General features: G+C 43.1%; 17 protein-coding genes and 1 pseudogene. 15 read left to right on the top strand and 3 right to left on the bottom strand.

Annotation, left to right across the window (positions count from 1 at the left end):
- Nucleotides 1-10 precede the first annotated feature (10 nt).
- Complete coding sequence (locus tag AC3A14_RS03690) at nt 11-5224, bottom strand: response regulator (protein WP_318731221.1); 5214 nt, start codon at nt 5222-5224, stop codon at nt 11-13.
- Nucleotides 5225-5460: 236 nt separating this feature from the next.
- On the opposite strand from AC3A14_RS03690, the gene AC3A14_RS03685 reads away from it, so the two are divergent.
- Together AC3A14_RS03685 and AC3A14_RS03680 are read left to right on the top strand one after the other, a co-directional pair.
- Nucleotides 5461-7434 (top strand): response regulator, encoded by a 1974-nt coding sequence (locus AC3A14_RS03685; RefSeq protein ID WP_318731222.1) that lies wholly within the window; start codon nt 5461-5463, stop codon nt 7432-7434.
- 25 nt (nt 7435-7459) lie between these two features.
- Complete coding sequence (locus AC3A14_RS03680) at nt 7460-9358, top strand: response regulator (RefSeq protein WP_318731223.1); 1899 nt, start codon at nt 7460-7462, stop codon at nt 9356-9358.
- Nucleotide 9359: 1 nt separating this feature from the next.
- On the opposite strand, the gene AC3A14_RS03675 is transcribed toward AC3A14_RS03680, so the two are convergent.
- The gene (locus tag AC3A14_RS03675; RefSeq protein WP_318719794.1) at nt 9360-9821 is read right to left on the bottom strand and encodes an Lrp/AsnC family transcriptional regulator; all 462 of its coding nucleotides are present in this window, start codon (nt 9819-9821) and stop codon (nt 9360-9362) included.
- Nucleotides 9822-9972: 151 nt separating this feature from the next.
- Between AC3A14_RS03675 and AC3A14_RS03670 the strand changes: the two genes are divergently transcribed.
- The 4 genes from AC3A14_RS03670 to AC3A14_RS03655 all read left to right on the top strand — a co-directional run bounded on the left by AC3A14_RS03670 (nt 9973) and on the right by AC3A14_RS03655 (nt 11865).
- Complete coding sequence (locus AC3A14_RS03670; protein ID WP_318719795.1) at nt 9973-10605, top strand: LysE family translocator; 633 nt, start codon at nt 9973-9975, stop codon at nt 10603-10605.
- Between the two features lie 165 nt (nt 10606-10770).
- Entirely contained in the window at nt 10771-11385 is a 615-nt protein-coding gene (locus AC3A14_RS03665) for a Uma2 family endonuclease (protein ID WP_318719797.1), read from the top strand.
- A 124-nt stretch (nt 11386-11509) separates the two neighbouring features.
- A complete protein-coding gene (locus tag AC3A14_RS03660; RefSeq protein WP_318719798.1) occupies nt 11510-11692 on the top strand; it encodes a hypothetical protein in 183 nt (60 codons plus the stop codon).
- On the top strand, nt 11683-11865 hold the full coding sequence (locus AC3A14_RS03655) for a type II toxin-antitoxin system RelE/ParE family toxin (protein ID WP_318719800.1): 183 nt from the start codon (nt 11683-11685) through the stop codon (nt 11863-11865). The genes AC3A14_RS03660 and AC3A14_RS03655 overlap by 10 nt, the downstream gene beginning before the upstream one ends.
- 9 nt (nt 11866-11874) lie before the next feature.
- On the opposite strand, the gene AC3A14_RS03650 is transcribed toward AC3A14_RS03655, so the two are convergent.
- Nucleotides 11875-12549 carry a hypothetical protein gene (locus tag AC3A14_RS03650; protein WP_318731224.1) on the bottom strand — a complete coding sequence of 225 codons (675 nt, stop codon included), beginning with the start codon at nt 12547-12549 and terminating at the stop codon, nt 11875-11877.
- Between the two features lie 370 nt (nt 12550-12919).
- On the opposite strand from AC3A14_RS03650, the gene AC3A14_RS03645 reads away from it, so the two are divergent.
- The 9 genes and pseudogenes from AC3A14_RS03645 to AC3A14_RS03605 all read left to right on the top strand — a co-directional run bounded on the left by AC3A14_RS03645 (nt 12920) and on the right by AC3A14_RS03605 (nt 19188).
- A complete protein-coding gene (locus tag AC3A14_RS03645; protein ID WP_318719802.1) occupies nt 12920-13195 on the top strand; it encodes a hypothetical protein in 276 nt (91 codons plus the stop codon).
- Nucleotides 13192-13563, top strand: coding sequence for a hypothetical protein (locus AC3A14_RS03640; protein ID WP_318731226.1), 372 nt, complete (start codon nt 13192-13194; stop codon nt 13561-13563). The genes AC3A14_RS03645 and AC3A14_RS03640 overlap by 4 nt, the downstream gene beginning before the upstream one ends.
- Nucleotides 13564-13683: 120 nt before the next feature.
- Entirely contained in the window at nt 13684-13830 is a 147-nt protein-coding gene (locus tag AC3A14_RS03635) for a hypothetical protein (protein ID WP_318731227.1), read from the top strand.
- Nucleotides 13811-15016 carry a serine hydrolase domain-containing protein gene (locus tag AC3A14_RS03630; RefSeq protein ID WP_318731228.1) on the top strand — a complete coding sequence of 402 codons (1206 nt, stop codon included), beginning with the start codon at nt 13811-13813 and terminating at the stop codon, nt 15014-15016. Before AC3A14_RS03635 ends, AC3A14_RS03630 begins: the two co-directional genes overlap by 20 nt.
- A gap of 67 nt (nt 15017-15083) precedes the next feature.
- Entirely contained in the window at nt 15084-15344 is a 261-nt protein-coding gene (locus AC3A14_RS03625; protein WP_413039045.1) for a hypothetical protein, read from the top strand.
- Nucleotides 15345-15351: 7 nt separating this feature from the next.
- Nucleotides 15352-15732 (top strand): annotated as a pseudogene (locus tag AC3A14_RS03620) (PIN domain-containing protein).
- A gap of 374 nt (nt 15733-16106) precedes the next feature.
- Nucleotides 16107-16763 carry a Cap15 family cyclic dinucleotide receptor domain-containing protein gene (locus AC3A14_RS03615; RefSeq protein ID WP_318719807.1) on the top strand — a complete coding sequence of 219 codons (657 nt, stop codon included), beginning with the start codon at nt 16107-16109 and terminating at the stop codon, nt 16761-16763.
- Between the two features lie 22 nt (nt 16764-16785).
- Entirely contained in the window at nt 16786-17652 is an 867-nt protein-coding gene (locus AC3A14_RS03610) for a nucleotidyltransferase domain-containing protein (protein WP_318719808.1), read from the top strand.
- A 264-nt stretch (nt 17653-17916) separates the two neighbouring features.
- A complete protein-coding gene (locus AC3A14_RS03605) occupies nt 17917-19188 on the top strand; it encodes an FAD/NAD(P)-binding protein (RefSeq protein WP_318719809.1) in 1272 nt (423 codons plus the stop codon).
- Nucleotides 19189-19205: the final 17 nt, after the last annotated feature.

Here is a 19205-nt window from a genome sequence, read left to right as displayed (position 1 = left end):
GGCGAAGGTATTATGTAGAGGTGAGAAAGGGAGCGATCGCCTCACAAATCCGTTCAAACTCAAAGTTATTGACTCGTGTCATTAACCACTGGGAAATTTGTACATCTTCAATTTCACTGGTGAGATCGAGAATAGATTCATGATCGGCTTCAATAGCATGTTGATGAAGGGCCCATAAGCTCTCCGATGATAAGGTTGGCCACGCTAAATCTCCGATTGAGGCGATCGTCGGTGGAGTCGGTTTGGTGTCCATGGGTTCAACCGTTGACTCTAGGGAACCGGTTTCATACAGATACCGAACGCCTAAATGATGAGCAATTTTCTCTAATAGCATATCTCCTTGAAAGGGTTTGCTGATAAAATCATCACATCCAGCCGCTAAAACCTGTTCTCGATCGTCCTGAAAGGCATGAGCGGTAAGTGCCATCACCACGGTGGCTTGACCTTGGATAGTCGCCTTAATCTGATGAGTTGCATCTAAGCCATTAAGGACAGGCATCCGCATATCCATGAGGATCAGATGGGGTTGCCAACTTTGCCAAATGGCGATCGCTTCTTTACCATTTTGGGCAGTCTGAACTTCAAAGCCCACATGACTTAATAAATGCAACATCAATAAGCACTGATCCCGTTCATCATCAACAACTAAGATGCGATAAACCGGTTGATCTGGAGCTAATCCAATGATCGCTTGTAGAGGATGAATAGAAATAATAGATTCAGCTTGTCCTAGCTGCAAGGGAATCTCAAAAAAGAAGGTACTCCCTATCCCCAGAGTCGAGTTTACCTTTAATTGACCTCCCATTAATTCAACAAAGTGTTGACTGATCGCTAATCCTAATCCTGTTCCTTCTTGATCGTTATGCCCAGAATCAGAAATTAGAGTTAATCCCTTACTTTGGACAAACGGTTTAAACAAAACTTCAATATTTTCAGGAGCAATACCGATCCCCGTATCAGCCACACTAAACCGGAGAGTATGTTGATTGGGATCGCTTGCTAATGTATCCGATAGCATGACTTCTAGGGTAACTGAACCTTGAGGGGTAAATTTAATACTATTATCCACCAAATTTAGGAGGACTTGTCCTAATTTATTTTCGTCTCCATACATATATTGAGAGACTTTATCTTCAACTTTTATTTTCAGTTCTAACCCTTTAAGACGAGCTTTAAGCTGTAATATATTTTTAAGCTTCTCTACACTTTTGAGTAAATCAAAATGAGTATAATTCAAGGAGATTTTTCCAGACTCTATTTTAGACATTTGTAAGACATCATTGATTAAGTTAAGTAGATGTTCGCCACTTTGATTAATTATTTTGAGTTGTTCTTGCTGAATAGAAGATAACGATCCATCACGTCCCATAACTTGTGCAAATCCTAAAATTGCATTGAGAGGAGTCCGGAATTCATGACTCATTTTTGCTAAGAAAGAGCTTTTCGCTCGATTAGAAGCATCGGCACGATCTTTAGCAATTTTTAGTTCTTCCGATTTGGTCTGAATTTGATCCACTAATTGCAACTGTTGAATTCCCAGACTAATCTGGTGGGCAATATACATGGCTACTTGAATTTCATCTTCTTGCCATTGACGAGGATTTTTATTTTGATAAATCCCTAATAATCCCCATAGCTTTTGAGAGGAAAATAAGGGAATAATCAGATAAGATCTAGCTTGTATTTTTTCGATAAATTTTAGATACTCAACTTGAAATCCTGCTTGATAAATATCTGTTATACATAGGTATTGATAGTGAGGATAAGGAGGGATATCTGAACCAATCAATCTTAAAGGATGAGGGGATTGACTTGGAGTATCGATCCAGAATTTAATGGCACAACTTTCATCATTAATTAATTCGGAAGAAGCAGAAAACCGATCTCTTATATCAACGATAGAATCCCATTCTGAAGCCACTGAATCAGCAATAAATTGACCGCTCCAATCTGGGTTTAATTGATAAACAGCCACCCGATCGCTATTAAATAGGTTTCGGATTTCATGGGTGGTAGATTTTAATATTTTATCGAGATCTAATAGGGGTTGCATCTGTGCCAATATTTTAGCGATAGACCGTTCTTTCTGAGCTATTTTCTCTAATTTCTCTTCAGAAATCTTTCGTTCTAATTCTGCTTCTGCTCGGGCTGAGAATATATCGAGAATGACTTGCTTTTGGGAGTCTATTTCCAATGGTCTTGTATCTAATATGGCCAGATAACCAATAATTTCTTGGTGGGTATTTCTTAAGGGTAAACCCCAATAGCTTTTGGCTTTTAGTCTAGAAATTAGTGGATGATTTCCAAATTTTTCTTGTAATTCATCTCGATAGTAAACTGATTCTCCAGATAAGATTTGATCGCAAGGGGCATCTAGAGTCTCAAACTCATCAATTTTCTCTAATTCTATGGAATTCCAAAAAGCTAAAATATTTACCTTGCGAAGCTTGGGATCGGAGACTTTGGCCAGTAACGCGTATTTGACTTGTAAAACATTAGCTAAATATTGAGTACAACTATTAAAAAATTCATTGCCAGTAGCAGAAGCAATACCTTCAGCAATCAACTTTAAGCCTAACTCCCGTTGCTTTTGTGCTGTGATATCAACACCAAAGGCTTGAATATCAACTAAAGTTCCCCAACGATCGACAATGGGTTGATTTGTCCACCTTAACCATCGATGTTCTCCGGTCCCTGAGCAATACTTATATTCCCAACTTTTGGGATTTAGAGTAGTTAAGAGTTCGAGAATATTATCTTCAACTTCTTCGACTGACTGGGCATTAACCAACCATGAGTTAAGTTTTTTGCCGATTAAGTCTTCAGCATTATGATTGAAAAAATGACAAAAGTATTGATTGACAAAAGTGAGTTCTGTATCGGGTTTCCAGCGGCAAATTAAAACATCTTTTTGTACTTCAATTAGTTCCCGATATCGCCTTTCACTCTCTTTGAGTGCCCATTCTATTTTATGAGTTTCTGTGATATCTTCTACCATGCCAAAAACAAACTGGATTTCATCTTTATCTTGAATCGATGAAACCGTCAGTCTTCCCCATCTGATCTCCCCATTTTGGTGAATATAGCGTTTTTCGACTTGATAGGATTGAATTCTACCGAGTAATAAATTTTGAAAGTTGGGATCGTTTTGATAGTCATCGGGATGAATAATATCTTTAATTTGAAGGTTTTGAAGGTCTTGTGAAGTATAGTTGAGGAAGGATTCAAAGGCAGCATTGGTTTGTGAAATCTGGCCCTCTAAAGTAGTAATATATATGCCAATACCCGCTTGTTCAAAAATGGCTTGAAACCGGGCTTCACTGTGTTGAAGGGCGGTGGTTATGGTTTCTAGAGGGGTAATATCTCGAACGACTAACAGGACGGTTTGGTGAGATAAGGGGGAAATTTTAGCGGATAACCAAATCCGTCGATCGCCAATCATGAGGTGATATTGAAGGGTTTGGGTTTCTCGGGTGGCGATCGCCTGTCGGATAGCCGTTAAGTGGGCATCTGCTTGGGCTTCGGGTAAACAGTCATACAAGCTTTTATCTAATTTACTTTCCGGCGGTTTCTGGAGAAATAAGGGATTATTGGTCATGAATTTCAGACAAATCCCTTCCTGGTTATACACCATGACTGCATCATCCATAGCCATGAGCATCGCTCTTTGCTCGGCTTCAATCTGTTTTTGGCGGATTACAGTTCCGAGTTGGGAGGCGATTGCCGAAGCAAAGGCCAGTAATTGATGGGATTGATGGTGAAAATCTAAGGTTGAGATTCCCGACAGAAATAGCACCAACACTGCGACAACTTTTTCTTGCTGTTGCTCTGCTGAGACGGAGAGAATGGGAATCCACAACCCTTGCTGGATATGGCACAGAGCGGCTAAATCCTTGTGTTGACAAATGTCCGGCGATTTCTCTGGCACATCCGGCACATATTGTGCCTTTCCCGTTACCCAAACTTTCCCGAGCAAACCCGTTCCACTCCTCCAAATCTGGCCTTGACGAACTAAGCGAAACCGTTCTAAATGACTCAAGACCTCTGGCGGTTCCTGTTTGTGGGAGTACCAAGCTGGACTAAGGGTTAAACTGCGACCCTCATCACTCGGTAGCCAAGCTTCACCGTAGCTCCAACCGCTGGCTTCACAGAGATGTTCCAGGGCAGATTGAAGGGCACTCTCAAAATCCGGCGATCGGCTAATCGCTTGAGTCACCTTGAGTAATAATTGAGTCTCCTCTTCTGCCTGTTGCCGTTTCAGAGCCGTTTGTCGAATCCCAATCCACTTGCCTAACCCTTGAGCCATTAGCTCTAGAATTTCTTGAGCTTGAGTATCTAATGTATTTAGGGCATCATGAGTTGACCCAAATACCAAAACACCATAAAGTTCATCCTGTACCCAAATGGGTGTACCAATAAACGATTCCAAAGTGTAGTTCCCCAAATGGAGGGGTTTGTGTTGTCTAGACCCTTGATTGGGTTGTTCATGGGTTATGGTTTTTTCCCTGCGAATCACCCAATCTAAATAAGTATCTTGAAAGTCGAGTTTCGAGCATCGACTGATACCGTCCAGGGTGGATTCCACAGCATCAATCACATACAGATCCTCTTCTATGTGACCGATCGCGCCAACCGAACATCCTAAAATAGAACATCCCGTTTGCAGATAATCCCGAAACAAAGCTTCAATCGTGCGATAATGGGATGTATCTAAACGGTGGATCTGTTTCAGATGAAAGCTAAAGCGCTCCAGTTTTGCTTCCATCAAATGACGATATTCAATTTCTTCTTGTAGACGTAAATTCTGAGTGAGCAGTTTTTGTCGGGTTTGAGAGGCTCTGACATGATAGTCAATCCGGGCAAGCACCTCAGACTTTAGAAAAGGCTTAGTCACATAATCAACCGCTCCGACTTCAAAGGCTCTCACCTTATCGATTTCTTCTCCTAGGGCACTAATAAAAATAATCGGGATATCCTGGGTTACGGGATCGGCTTTCAGCAAGGAGCAAACTTGATAACCATTAAGTTCTGGCATTAGAATGTCAAGTAAAATTAAGTCAGGGGGTATTGCTTTAGCACCCGATATTGCCAATGCACCTGTGACTGCCGATCGCACCTTATAGCCCTCTTGAGAGAGCATCTTAGCAAACAAATGCAAGTTGGCTGGGATATCATCAACCACAAGGATATTGGGTTTAACTGAGATAGGTTCCTGCTTAATCATCAGCGATCGGTCAGACAATGAATGCCAAAGGGGAACTTGGTTTGAGAGACAGAAACAGAGCGATTGTGAATCTAAAGTTATTTTTGATTCATAACATATCTGTGATTGCCCTCTATTGTAAGTCTCTATGGATATTTTTGCCATAAATTCAGTTGATCCTAGAAGACAAAATAAGAATCCCCCTATAGACGTTCAGAAGTTTCGTTGTTTTTAAAAATTAATCGAGTGCTAAATTTATGACCTCTAATCGAGTTATCCTCTGTGTCGATGATAACCCCATTATTTTAGATAGCTTAAAGCGACAACTGAAAGCATGGTTGACTTACGGTTATTTTATCGAGCAAGCTGAAAGCGGAATGGAAGCTCTAGAAATTGCTGAAGATTGTTTGTTGGATCAAATGGATATTGCTTTAATCATTTCCGATCATATGATGCCGGAAATGTCGGGTGATGAGCTATTAATTAGAATCCATGATTTATCTCCAAAAACATTGAAAATATTATTAACGGGTCAAGCTAGTGCCGATGTTGTGGGACGAGTGGTTAATTATGCTAAATTATATCGATATATTGCCAAACCTTGGGATGAGGAAGATCTGAAGTTGACGGTCCTTGAGGCATTACGAAGTTATGACCAAGATCAAAAATTAGCCCAGCAAAATCAAACCTTACAACTGATCAATACAGAACTCAGGGAACTGAATCAGGATTTGGAGAAAAAAGTTTATCAAAGAACCCAAGAGTTGGAACTGGCAAAACAAGCCGCAGAATTAGCGAATCGGGCTAAAAGTGAGTTTTTGGCTAATATGAGTCATGAGCTGAGATCGCCTTTAAATGTGATTTTAGGCTTTTGTCAATTAATGGGCCGTTCTCCTGTTTTACCAACAGAACATCAAGAGAATGTTCGGATTATGAATCGGAGTGGCCAACATTTGTTGACTTTAATTAATAATGTTTTAGACTTATCTAAAATCGAATCAGGGAGAGTTACTTTAGATGAGGGCTGTTTTGATTTTAGGAGGATGATTGACGATCTGGAGGATATGTTTAAGCTCAAAGCAGAACAAAAAAATATAGAATTAATTTTTGCCATCGATCGAGAGGTTCCAGACTACATTTGTGCAGACCAAGTCAAATTGCGCCAGGTCTTGATTAATTTGCTCAATAATGGAATTAAATTCACCCAAAAAGGGCAAGTCTTTCTCCGTGTTTTAGCGATCGAGAATGAAGAATTAAACCTCTCAAAAAAAGTGGCTCTGCAAGTGGAAGTAGAAGATACTGGTCCTGGAATAGCTCCAGAAGATCGGCAAAAGTTATTTGAGGCATTTGTGCAAAGTGAAACGGGAAAAGTGTCTCAAGAAGGAACGGGTTTAGGCTTGACTATTGCCCAAAAATTTGTTCGGCTGATGAACTCCACAATCACTCTTAAAAGTCAAGTGGGTTATGGGAGTAAATTTCAGTTTACGATTGAAGTCTGTACGGTTGATGCAAATGAAGTCGTCCCGAGCAGTGGAAGTCGTCGAGTAGTGGGTTTAGCACCAGAACAGTCTGTGTACCGAATTTTGATTGTGGACGATCAGTGGGAAAATCAGCAACTTTTGTTACAAATTTTAGAACCGATCGGTTTTGAAGTGAAAATGGCAGAAAATGGACAAGAGGCGATCGCCATTTGGGAAAGTTGGAAACCTCACTTAATTTGGATGGATATCCGGATGCCAGTTATGAATGGAGATCAAGTGACTGAGCATATTAGAGCGAATACACCAGCAACCGATCGATCCCCCATCATTATTGCCTTAACTGCAAGTATTTTAGAGGACGAACTCGAGCGTATAGTCAGGGTAGGGTGTAATGATTGTGTGCGGAAACCCTTCACAGAAGCTCTGATCTTTGAAAAGATTGCCCAATATCTAGATGTACGTTATATTTATGATTATCATTTAGAACAGCCAAGGGAAAAATTAATCACTACTTCTCTATCCCCATTTATTCTCACAGCCCATAGCCTAAATGTTATGCCCAATCAGTGGCTAAAGGCATTATATCAGGCAGCAGATGCCATTGATGACGATCGGCTTTTACAGTTGATTGACCAAATTCCTGAGCCGCATTTTGCTTTAGCTAACGCCCTAACTGATTTAGTAAAAACCTTTCGCTGCGATCAAATCTTAAGTTTGATTGAGGAGAGCGATATTGATATTCTTGATTAAGATGAGGAGCTAGTTTGTAAAAACTGTGGATACTTACAAAGGGAATATTTTAATTGTTGACGATCAACTGGAAAATCTCCAGGTCTTATCTAAAACGTTGTCTGAGGCTGGATATAAAGTTAAAGGAGCGGTGAAAGGAGAAATGGCTCTCAGAGCTTCGCGATCGGGAAATCTGGATTTAATCCTTTTAGATATTAAATTACCGGATATGAATGGCTATGAAATTTGTCAGGAGCTAAAAAAAGACGAACAGACTCAGAATATTCCTATTGTCTTTCTCAGCGCATTAGATGAAGTTTTAGATAAAGTCAGGGCGTTTCAAGTTGGAGGCGTAGATTATATTACTAAACCGTTTCAGGTGGAAGAAGTTTTAGCTCGCATTGAACATCAATTAACGATTCGACGATTGCAAAACCAGCTAGAAGCGCAAAATAAAACTCTGCAACAGGAAATTCAAGAACGTAAGAAAGCTGAAGAAGAGGCCGCAGCAGCGTCTAAGGCTAAAAGTCAATTTTTAGCGAATATGAGCCATGAACTCAGAACCCCTTTAAACTCTATTTTAGGGTTTACTCAAGTGATGCTTCGGGATTACCAAACTAATGATGAACAGCGAGAATATTTAGAAATCATTAATCGAAGTGGCGAACATTTATTAGATTTGATTGATGATATTCTTGATTTATCAAAAATTGAAGCAGGAATTATTCATTTAAATGAAAAAGACTTGGACATCTACTATTTATTAGATGGCTTAGAGGATTTATTTGAAATCAAAGCAGAATCTAAAAATATCCATCTAGAATTTAATGTTGATCCTCAAGTTCCACAATACATCAAATCAGATGAGCAAAAGCTACGGAGTTGCTTGATTAATTTGATCGGCAATGCAATTAAGTTCACAGCACTCGGTCAGGTGAAACTGAGTGTAACGCTCCAACAAAACAGGGGTCATAATGGGAATATTGAATTTATTGAATTTAAAGTGAGTGATACAGGCCCAGGGATTATACAGGAAGAACAACAGGATTTATTTAAGGCTTTTGTGCAAACGTCAACCGGGATAAGTTCTGCTCAAGGAACGGGTTTGGGTTTATCGATTACCGATAAGTTTGTGCGTTTAATGGGAGGAGAAATTTCTGTTAGCAGTGAAGTAGGAAAAGGAACAGTATTTGTGTTTGATATTCCCCTAAAATTAGGCCATCAATCTTTACTTAATTTTAGGGAAACGGATACTCGCCAAGTCGTAGAGTTAAGTCCTAATCAAAAGATGTACCGTGTTTTAGTCGTTGATGATACCCCAGAAAATCGCAAGCTGCTGGTCAAGTTACTTTCCCCTGTCGGTTTTGAAGTAATTGAAGGGACGAATGGTCAAGAAGCGATCGCTCTTTGGCAGAGCTGTAAACCTGACTTGATTTTCATGGATACTCGGATGCCTGTGGTTGATGGCTTAGAAGCGACTCGCATTATTCGGGAGCAAGAACAGCAGCAGGGTCTAAAGTCAACAGTGATTATTGCCTTAACTGCTAGTGCTTTTGAAGAAAGGCGTACAGAAATTATACAGGCTGGTTCCGATAATTTTATTTGTAAACCCTTTAAGAGTCAGGTGATTTTTAATAGTTTATCTCGTTATTTAGAGGCTTCTTACATTTATGAAACGATGCCAAAATCTAAAAGGAAGCTTAAAAAACATCGGGTACGCAGCGATCGCTTCTGGGGAGAACAGTTTACTCAAATGTCACCAACCTGGGTACAGGCTCTCTATTCTACTGCTAGAGAAGTGAATGAAGAACAAGTTGAATTCTTGATCCAATCAATTGCCCCGACTCACCCAGCCCTATCTGAAGCACTGACTGCTTTATTTGATAACTTTCGCTTAGATATTATTATGCAAGTAACCCAGGATTATTTGCAGCGATCGCCCTAACCTATTGACGATCCATAATGCCTCGTCTCGGAAGTGGTGACGAAAGAATAATAGAAGTCGAAGTTTGTCCAAACTCACTCAGTTGATTGATTATCTCCTCTAAGTGCCCCATTGAAGATACCGTCACTTCCATAAAGAAAGAGAAGTTACCCGTTACATGGTGACACGATCGCACTTCTGGCAACATTTCAATCAGGGCTAAGATCTGCGGATACTTCTGAGGAGTCGTGGTGAGGGCAATAATAGCAGCAATAGCATAGCCCACTTTTTCCGGGTTGACCTGGGCTTGATATCCTATAATGATACCCGCTTCTTCCATTCGTTTTACCCGTTCGGCGATCGCTGGAGCAGACAACCCCACCTTTCTCCCTAACTCCGCCAACGATATTCTTGCCTCCTCTTGCAAGATCTCCAGAATCCGCCATCCGGTTCGATCGAGCAGTTTTTCAGAATCAAAAGTCATTACTCAATTTTACCTTATAATTCTCCAAAAATCGCTTCATTTTCCTTCAAATCTCTATTCAATTCCGCTTTAGACTTAGTTATTCTAAAACACAGTAGGAGCAACCCATTTCCCATTCCCTATTCCCCAGCGCATAGCACAATAATTCCCCATGGAACTTTCAGTCATTCTCAAAGGATTAATCATCGGTTTATCCATTGCCGCACCCGTTGGCCCTATTGGCATTTTATGCATTCGTCGCACCTTAAGCCAAGGCAGAATCGCCGGATTAGTCTCCGGTTTAGGGGCAGCCACTGCCGATGGTTTCTATGGCTGTATTGCCGGATTTGGATTAACCTTCATCTCCAATCTTTTCATCGAACATCAAATCGCATTACGCCTCATTGGTGGACTTTTCCTCTGTTATTTAGGTATCCAAACTTTTCGCTCGTCTCCCAGTAAAGAAGAAGCTAAAATTGACGGTAAAAACCTATGGCGAGCTTATATTTCTACCCTCTTTCTAACCTTAACCAATCCCTTAACTATTCTCTCTTTTGCCGCTATCTTTGCCGGATTCGGAGCTGGAAATACTAACGGACACTATGGGTTAGCTCTTATCCTCGTTCTGAGTGTATTTTCTGGGTCAGCTCTGTGGTGGTTCGTCCTGGTTACCGCCGTTGGCTTCATGAAAAATAAAATTACCCCTCATCGCTTGCGCTGGATTAACCGTATTTCTGGAGTCATTTTATCCGGATTTGGCTTAATTGCTCTTCAGGTTAGTATAGTCGAGTTATACATGAAGTAGAAAATATGAATGTCCTTAACCGTCGCCTGGGACTAGAACAGGAATTTTTTCTGATACAGGAAGAAGGAATAGGGACTGAGGTTGAAAGGCGATCGCGGCTGGCATCTTTCCTGTAACTCTTCCAGGGTAATATAAAATGGTGGCGAGATAGCCCTGTGAGGCACAATGATGGTTGTCCAAGCTTCCCCTCAATCTAAACCCCTATGGGTCCAACTTCCCCAAGAATTGACGCTGCATGTGACACCGGAGCAGTTTGCCATGCTGGCTGCGGCCAATCGCGAACTTCGACTGGAGAGAACTACAACAGGAGAATTGATCGTGACCCCACCAACGGGTAGTGAAACGGGCAATCGCAACTTGAAACTCAGTTACTTCCTCGCCCGGTGGATTGAAGAAGAAGGGGGTCATGGTTTGGCTTTTGATTCTTCAAGTGGGTTTGAACTGCCGAATGGGGCGAACCGTTCTCCTGATGCTTCATGGGTACGTCAAGAGCGTTGGGATGCTCTCACCCCAAAGCAACGCAAGGGTTTTGCGCCCCTATGTCCGGACTTTGTGGTTGAATTGCGATCGGAAACTGACACTCTCAAGGAACTGCGGGCAAAGATGCAGGAATATTTGCAGAATGGGGCGCAGTTGGGCTGGTTAATTGACCCGAAAAATAAGCGGGTGGAAATTTATCGTCTAGGTCAAGCTGTTGAGGTGTTAGAGAATCCGAACCAGCTATCAGGAGAGCAGGTTTTGCCGGGGTTTACACTGACGCTGAAGCGGGTTTGGGCATGAAGAAAGTATTCTTTTACCGGGCAAACCCAACATTTCGTCAGAGGAAGAGTGCGGATACGAAATAGAACTGGGACGGGCGATTGAGTGATAAAATAGGGAGATACTCTGCTTTGGTCAGTGGGTTATGACAACAACGAAAGAAACTGTCCGCTCTCTCCTTGAGAGACTCCCAGATGATTGCTCTTTTGAAGAAATCCAATACCATCTTTACGTTCTTGCCAAAGTTCGGCAAGGTTTGGAAGCAGCAGATACTGAAGGAACAATCTCTCAAGCAGATGCAGAAAAACGTTTGAGTCAATGGCTGTAGTAAACTGGTCTTCAAAAGCATTGGATGATGTGGATGCGATCGCTGCATATATTGCTCGTGACTCTACTGCGTATGCTTCTGCTGTCGTCCAAGAAATTATTGACGTTACCCGAAATTTGCAGCAATTTCCTCTGAAATCCTGTCGGATTGCCCAGATTGATGACACGCCCTAATTCATAGACTTAACTCAGCACGCTTTTACCAAGCTTGCATAATCCAGCCATAACGCTCAGCCCTAATAGAGAGATGAAACTGCTAGGTTCAGGAACCGACGTTGGTGCCTTGGGGTCACCATTGACCTCTGCTTGCATGAAAAATGCTGTGAGTTCAACCTCATCCACAGGAAGTGCAGCCGGGTCACCCGTGTTGGTGTTGTTCACGTAAGCGATAAGCTGATTAACACCTCCATAAATAAAGTTTTCGCTCGTCACTAAAGGGTCGCCCTTTAGCCAATTGCTACTGCCTGTGAATTCAAAATCAACCGGACCACGACCATCACCAAAATCATGGACACCTGAGCCGACGCTGCCGAAGATGACAGCGTTGGCTCCAGGAATAACGGTTCCATTCAGACTCAGGACAACACGATCGTCAACGCCAATATCAAAGATGGAGAGCGATACATTCTCAACGTCATCAGGGACAAAGAACTCGAACATTCCTTGCCAAACCCCAGGTGTCCCAAATGGATCGGGCCAAAGGGCATTGCTATCCAACCTTGCAGTCGGTGAAATATACGATGCCCCACCATCGTTAGAAATCTGCCATCCTTCCAGACTTGTACCGGTACCTAAATCAACCATAAACGCTTGTGCTGGAGTTGCCATGCTTGCAACTAACAACGTCGATGCGCCCATGAGTAGAATGTTTCTCATAAAACAAAAATTCAAGAAAAAACTAACTCATCACATAATATACCTCATTCTATCACTCTGGGAAAAGCACCCAAATCCCGCCGCTCATATTGCATTGCCGGAGTCTCTGGCATGAGTTCGTCGGCATAACTCACCGTACTGCCGTGACACGACTAAAATGAGGCAATAGGATAACGATAGCAAACCAATTAAAGCACTGAGATCGGTTATTGATACGGGATATACGGGTGATTTGATGCTGCCAAGGGCGATCTGTTGGGAATTAAACTTTTGAGCAGTTTGGTTATCTCCTAACCCTTCTTTTCTGCTTAGGGTAAAATTTAGGGACAATCTTGCAACCGAGGTTCAGTCTATGGCAGTTCGTCAACCCCGCTATAGCAAAGAAGAGTTTGCTCGGCGTGGCGATGAGATTTATGAGTCTCAGGTGCGTCAACAGGCCGAAGAAGGCAACCAAGGCAAAATTGTGGCGATCGACATCGAAACAGGAGCTTTTGAGATCGCTGACGATCTACTCACAGCATCAAAACAGCTCTCAGCAAGAGTATCAGATGCTCAAACCTGGTTTGTTCGCATTGGACATCCAGCAGTCGATCGTTTTGGGGCACGGAGTTTGAGACCAAAGCAATGATGCAAGGGCGTGTGAATCAGAGTTGTGAAGCAATGTTGGCGATCGCCGTTAGGAATAATCAGACAACGCAAAGGGTAGATGCCGTAATTGATACAGGCTTCTCTGGTTTTTTAACCTTGCCATCAGAGATGATCTCGACATTAGCACTCAGTTGGGAAGGTCGAGATATGGCGACATTAGGCGATGGAACTTTTTGTACTTTTGAAGTTTACCTTGGGCTGGTAATTTGGGACGGGCAATACCGTGAGGTTTATATCAATGAGTCAGAGACGGTTCCTCTGATTGGAATGCAGCTATTGCGAGGTTATGATTTGCGAATCCAAGCAATCGAGGGTGGTCTAGTGACGATCGAGGCTTTGTCTCTCTAATCGCTATCGGTCATTTCTTCTTTTCCATACTGGATTCTAAAGGAAACTGGTATTCATGCAAAAGCAATCTGCCACCGCTCATCTTGGTCGTTTTGCCGCTCACTCCTTGATGGAGATAAAATGCTAAACTTTACACTGCGCTTGAAGCGATCGCTCTCACTCCCTTCCCCACTGAATTTTCTTCAAAAGCATGAGTATCAATATATTCACGACAATAGGCTCGATCGCACGTTGGGTTGCGATCGTCATGACTATTGTCATGGTTGAAGTATTTTGGATTGCCCGTCCAGCAGTACCGCGCGGAGATTTGGCAACCCTCGAAAACTATTTGATCCAAAAACTGAGTCAGCCAGGTAAGCCGAAACTGGGTAGTGCAGCTCTCATTCTGATTCAAAAGGGTGAAGTTGTTGCAGCCCATCCTTTTGGGATTGCAAATGCCGCCAAAAAAATTCCCGTCCAGATCGATCGCACAATCTACCAAATGGCATCCGTGAGTAAGATGGTCACCGCTTGGGGGGTCATGAAGCTCGTAGAAGAAGGACGGATCGCTTTAGATAAGCCTGCCAATCAGTACCTGAAACGCTGGCAATTTCCCGTGAGTCAATATAGCGATAAGGTAACCATTCGACATCTACTCAGTCATACAGGAGGATTAGACGACCTTTTTGGCTACGCTGGTTTTCTGCCCGGTGAATCGATTCAATCCCTTGAAGAGTCGCTGACTTTGACCCAAGATTCTATGTCAGGAAAACCTCGTGGAGTGACAGTTGCTAGAGAGCCTGGAAGAAACTGGCTATATTCTGGCGGTGGTTACACCGTCTTGCAATTATTGATTGAGGACGTCACGCAAGAGTCTTTTTCGGACTATATGAAAAAGGCTATTTTAGAACCTTTGGGTATGAGAGAATCAAGTTTTGACTGGGAGGCGATCGCTGCTTCTGGTCGTACAGATCGGCTAGCAACCAGCTTCGATGAAAAACTTCAACCGAGTCCTCATCGTCGATACACAGCTACAGCAGCGGCATCTCTTTACGCAACGCCTCAAGATATGGCTCGCTTCGTTCAAGCTTATAGCCGAACGAACTTAGTTCTAAAACAAGAAACACTAAAGCAAATGATCAACCCTCAGCCAGGGGCACATCAGGATTGGGGTTTAGGACATACTTTGTATGTTGCTAATGGTGCTGATGAATATACTGTAGGTCATGATGGGGGGAATTTGCCGGCGTTAGGGCATACGGTGCGGGTCAATCCTGCTACAGGCAATGGTATCGTTCTCCTCATTTCAGGAAACTTAGAGTTGGCAAGCCAGTTAGGAGATGACTGGGTTTACTGGGAAACCGGGAAGCTACCGATGAATGCAAAGTGGCGAATTTTGGGCAGCCGTTTAGTGCCAGCGCTTGTTGGAATTGGGTTAGGGGCGCTGGCGATCGCAACTTGGTCTGTTCAGTAATGGTTTGCTAATGAGGTGAGGAAATCAGTAAGATAGGAGTAGTGTAGGAGTGCTTTGAACAAACTGTATCAATATAAGTATAGAGCTACCTCCAGATTTAGAAGATGAACTATCCACTGAGGCATCTCAACTCAAGTTGCCTTTAGTAGAGTATATTTTGCGCGTCCTCTCATTTCGCCCTTTCCTTCAAAATCCTCCTAAAACCGGTGTAGAACTCGTGGCTTACTGGGAAAGCATCGGGGTGGTTGGTTCCCGATCTGATGTCATTGATAGTCAGGAACACGCGCGTAGGTTGCGTAACCAGACAGAAAACCGAGAGCGGGCTTAGGTAGCGAATGTATTTAGTTGATACAGATGTCATGATTGACATCCAGCGAGGTTACGCGCCTGCGCTTGCGTGATTCGCCTCTGTCTCAGAACTGCCAAGCATTCCTGGGTTTGTTGTCATGGAACTGATTCACGATGCTCAGAACAAGCAACAGGTTCGTAAAGCTTTACAGATGGTGGCTCCGTTGCAAATTATTTGGCCTACTGAAACCGATTGCGCTCGTGCTTTGTCTGATTTCACAGCCTATTATCTGTCTCATAAGGTCGGCCTAATTGATGCATTGATTGCCGCTTGTGCCGTTGGCCGAAATGCTACTCTCTGTACTTTCAACGTAAAGCACTATCGAGTCATTCCTGGCTTAAACGTTGATCAGCCATATAGTCGTTGAAGCCGCCTAACATTACGTTGGTGCGGACGCAATAGAGATTATCGGTTAGAGTTAAGGTTGTAAGGGTCGATCGCACTTTATGGGGAGTCACTCAGCATTCAAAGGTCAACCCTGATCGCCCACAAAATTAGGGGTATTGGCATCAGCACGGATGAGGAGATCGTAATCAACATCATGGATTCCATTGAGTCTTGCCTTTAGCGATTTGTTGGATGGCGCAACCAGCGTTTTAATTCAATCATGCTAGGTAGGGTTATCCCTACCTTCATAGTAGTTCTTAGGTACTAACCTAAAGATAAACTAGATCGTTGTGTAGTGTTACTAAACTCAGAAAAAAACTACACATAGAATGAGACACCTGGAGTAAGCTTTACATGCACGCCTATGCAACAAACGCTTCTGAGCGAAAATCGACTCCAATTTGGCTGGCGTTCTTTGCTATAGTGGCTTCTTTAATTTTGAGTTCTGGGTTGCAGTTGACGAAATTGCAAGCTCCTTGGTGGCTTGACTCGCCATCAGTCATGGGGTTTTACGGCCTAATTTATCAGTGGTTTGATAAATATCTGTGGTGTCAACAATTTAAATTCATATCCTTCTCATCGATCCCAAATCTTCAAGGTACTTGGGTAGGTGTTATTCACTCATCTTATAGTGGTGAAACTAATGTTCCAGATACAACAACCGATATCCCAGATGTGATTTTGTATGTTCGGCAAACCTGGACACAGTTAAACGTGCGTTTGACTACTCAAAATTCCAGTTCGTATTCTATTATGGGAACAGTCAATACACATAAATCTTCAGAGCCTTGTTTGAAGTATGAGTATATGAATGAACCATCTGCTCTAAGCATCGATACTATGAATGCTCATCGAGGTACGGCTAATTTACAGCTATCTCCAGACGGTCAGGAATTGGCTGGAGATTACTTCACTGGTCGTGGGAGGCAGAATATCGGAAAAATGGAATTCAAGCGTGTCTCTCGTGAGTATTTGACACGAGTAGAGGCTTTAAGAAGAGTAACTCAGTAATTTTGATGACGATTCTAATCTTATGGCTATATCTCAATCCCAACTTCAAACTTGGTCTCATCAAGGAGCAACTGTATCGGCGAAAAAAACTCATGAGTCTATTAGACATGCCCTACAAAGTTATCAGTGGACTTTAGATATCTATTACACCACCTACTTGCAAGGATCATATAGGAATTCAACCAATATTTATGGTGATAGTGATGTAGATCTTGTAGTAGAACTCACTTCTAGTGTTTACTCAAATTTAACCACAGAAGAGAAATCGAAGTTGGGAATGTTCCCTGTTGGCTATACTTGGTTTGACTTTCAAAAGGATGTAATTTCTGCATTATCCAGATATTATGGTTCTCAATATATTGATACATCAGGTAGTAAGTCAATCAAGTTGCTACCTCATAGTGGGCGGATCAAAGCAGATATTGTTGTGTCGGCAACTTATGAGCATTATGAGAAGATGCAATTAGTCGCAGAAGGTATGACATTTTGGACAAGACCTGGAGAGCAACAAATTTGCAACTTCCCAAAACGCCATTATGATAATGGTGCAAATAAGAACTCCAAGGAACAGACTGGTGGGTGGTATAAGCCTACAGTTCGAGTTTTCAAGAATGCTAGAAATTGTATAAATGCAGGTTTGCATGTTCCAAAGCAATTTCCCTCTTATTTTATTGAGTGTCTTTTATACAATGTCCCAAACCATAAGTTTAGCGGTAGTTTTCAATCGACATTTGAAAATTCACTTAATTGGCTAAGTACCAAGTTAAAGAAGGGTGATTGCCAAGATTTTGTATGCCAAAACGAAATGAGTTATCTATTTGGAAATTCACCAGTTCAATGGAATCCTGATGATGCTCGTGATTATGTACAGAGGTTGATAAACCTTTGAAATACTTAAGTTGATTGGTTCAGAGGATGACAACAGGCTTGAATCTAAGACTAAGCTTGATTATGAGCATTTTAACATGGCGAAAAAATCTCAACGATTTTTCGGGCAAGTAACCCTCTAACCTGATGTTATCGTTATGTGATCTCCACATTTGAGCTGCCTTGTCACCCCTTGAGTAGTCCATTCAGTCTTGGCTTAAGATAGAATTACAGAAAGTAGAATGATAATCATCATCACAAGTGAATTGAACGAGATTAGAAAGTGATGTGTAATTGGAAGACGGCCCCCTCAAATGGAACGGTAGACCAGGTAGATATTGCCATAATTGGTGCGGGCCCCCAGGCGTTAACATTAGTGACGCATCTGCTGCAAAAGAAGGAGTCCATGCGCAACCGCTTTGTGGTACTCGATCCAGCGGGGGATTGGCTACAGCAATGGCAACACCAGTTTGCTGCCTACAATATTCCCCACCTGCGATCGCCGGTAGTCCATCATCCCGACCCCAATCCCCATGCCCTGCGAACCTTTGCTGAATCCCGTTCATCGGAACTCTTTGCTCCCTACGACCTACCGGGAACCCAACTCTTCCATGACTTTTGTCAAGAAGTGATTCGGCGCTGGGAATTACACGAGCGAGTCATTCCAGCTCGGGTACAGCGGATCGAACTGTTTCGTCAGCAAGGATGGCAGCGGTTTCGATTGGAACTCGCCGACGGTGGAGTGCTGACAGCCAAGCGGGTTGTGTTGGCGATCGCCGGCGGTCAAGCCAATATTCCTGCATGGGTACAAGCCTTGCCCTCAACCCCCCCAAAAAATCGCCTCCTGCACTCCAATCAGGTCGATCTGCGCGATTGGCCGCAGTTAACCGGAGAAACGATTTTAATTGTCGGCAGTGGGCTGACGAGCGGACACCTAGCATTGGGGGCGATCGCTCGGGGCGCAAAGGAGATCGTGATGGCGCGGCGCACCTTTTACGAGAAACTCTTCGATGCCGAACCGGGATGGCTCGGCCCCAAATACCTCAAAGGGTTTCACGCCGAACCGGATTGGGAAACGCGCTGGCGGATGATTCAAACTGCCCGTAATGGAGGTTCCCTAACCCCAGCCGTTCTCACCCAATTGCGACGCAAAGAACGACAGGGCAAGCTCTCGTTTTACGAGCAGTGCGAAGTTCAGTCCGCCACGTGGCAAGAGAATGCCTGGAGAGTAACCTGCAACCATCCGGGTATTCATCACTGCATTGCCCAACAAGCGATCGACCGCATTTGGCTGGCAACGGGTAGTACGCTAGATGTGGATCGCTGGCCCCTATTAGCCAATATACGGGCGACTCACCCCTTACCCCTGGTTAATGGCTTACCCGTGTTAGATGCTCGGCTTCGCTGGGCAGGACGCAATCTTTTCATTATGGGGGGAGCCGCAGCATTGCAATTGGGGCCGGTGGCTCGCAACTTATTTGGGGCTAGGCTGGCGAGTCACCGCATTGTCCCAGCATTGATCAAGGACTTTAGTGGGCGATCGTACTCCGCAGTATAACTGTGTTGGTGCAGAGT

This window comes from Roseofilum sp. (genome assembly GCF_982964205.1).
This window is presented reverse-complemented; position numbering and strand designations above follow the sequence as displayed.

Bases quoted from the DNA above. Each gene is read 5' to 3' on its own strand.
- AC3A14_RS03655 (WP_318719800.1), top strand. From the start codon at position 11,683: ATGGCTGTAGTAAACTGGTCTTCAAAAGCATTGGATGATGTGGATGCG.
- AC3A14_RS03605 (WP_318719809.1), top strand. From the start codon at position 17,917: ATGTGTAATTGGAAGACGGCCCCCTCAAATGGAACGGTAGACCAGGTA.
- AC3A14_RS03685 (WP_318731222.1), top strand. From the start codon at position 5,461: ATGACCTCTAATCGAGTTATCCTCTGTGTCGATGATAACCCCATTATT.
- AC3A14_RS03650 (WP_318731224.1), bottom strand. From the start codon at position 12,549: ATGGGCGCATCGACGTTGTTAGTTGCAAGCATGGCAACTCCAGCACAA.
- AC3A14_RS03635 (WP_318731227.1), top strand. From the start codon at position 13,684: ATGCTAAACTTTACACTGCGCTTGAAGCGATCGCTCTCACTCCCTTCC.
- AC3A14_RS03670 (WP_318719795.1), top strand. From the start codon at position 9,973: ATGGAACTTTCAGTCATTCTCAAAGGATTAATCATCGGTTTATCCATT.
- AC3A14_RS03610 (WP_318719808.1), top strand. From the start codon at position 16,786: ATGGCTATATCTCAATCCCAACTTCAAACTTGGTCTCATCAAGGAGCA.
- AC3A14_RS03615 (WP_318719807.1), top strand. From the start codon at position 16,107: ATGCACGCCTATGCAACAAACGCTTCTGAGCGAAAATCGACTCCAATT.
- AC3A14_RS03665 (WP_318719797.1), top strand. From the start codon at position 10,771: ATGATGGTTGTCCAAGCTTCCCCTCAATCTAAACCCCTATGGGTCCAA.
- AC3A14_RS03645 (WP_318719802.1), top strand. From the start codon at position 12,920: ATGGCAGTTCGTCAACCCCGCTATAGCAAAGAAGAGTTTGCTCGGCGT.
- AC3A14_RS03630 (WP_318731228.1), top strand. From the start codon at position 13,811: ATGACTATTGTCATGGTTGAAGTATTTTGGATTGCCCGTCCAGCAGTA.
- AC3A14_RS03640 (WP_318731226.1), top strand. From the start codon at position 13,192: ATGATGCAAGGGCGTGTGAATCAGAGTTGTGAAGCAATGTTGGCGATC.
- AC3A14_RS03675 (WP_318719794.1), bottom strand. From the start codon at position 9,821: ATGACTTTTGATTCTGAAAAACTGCTCGATCGAACCGGATGGCGGATT.
- AC3A14_RS03660 (WP_318719798.1), top strand. From the start codon at position 11,510: ATGACAACAACGAAAGAAACTGTCCGCTCTCTCCTTGAGAGACTCCCA.
- AC3A14_RS03690 (WP_318731221.1), bottom strand. From the start codon at position 5,224: ATGATTAAGCAGGAACCTATCTCAGTTAAACCCAATATCCTTGTGGTT.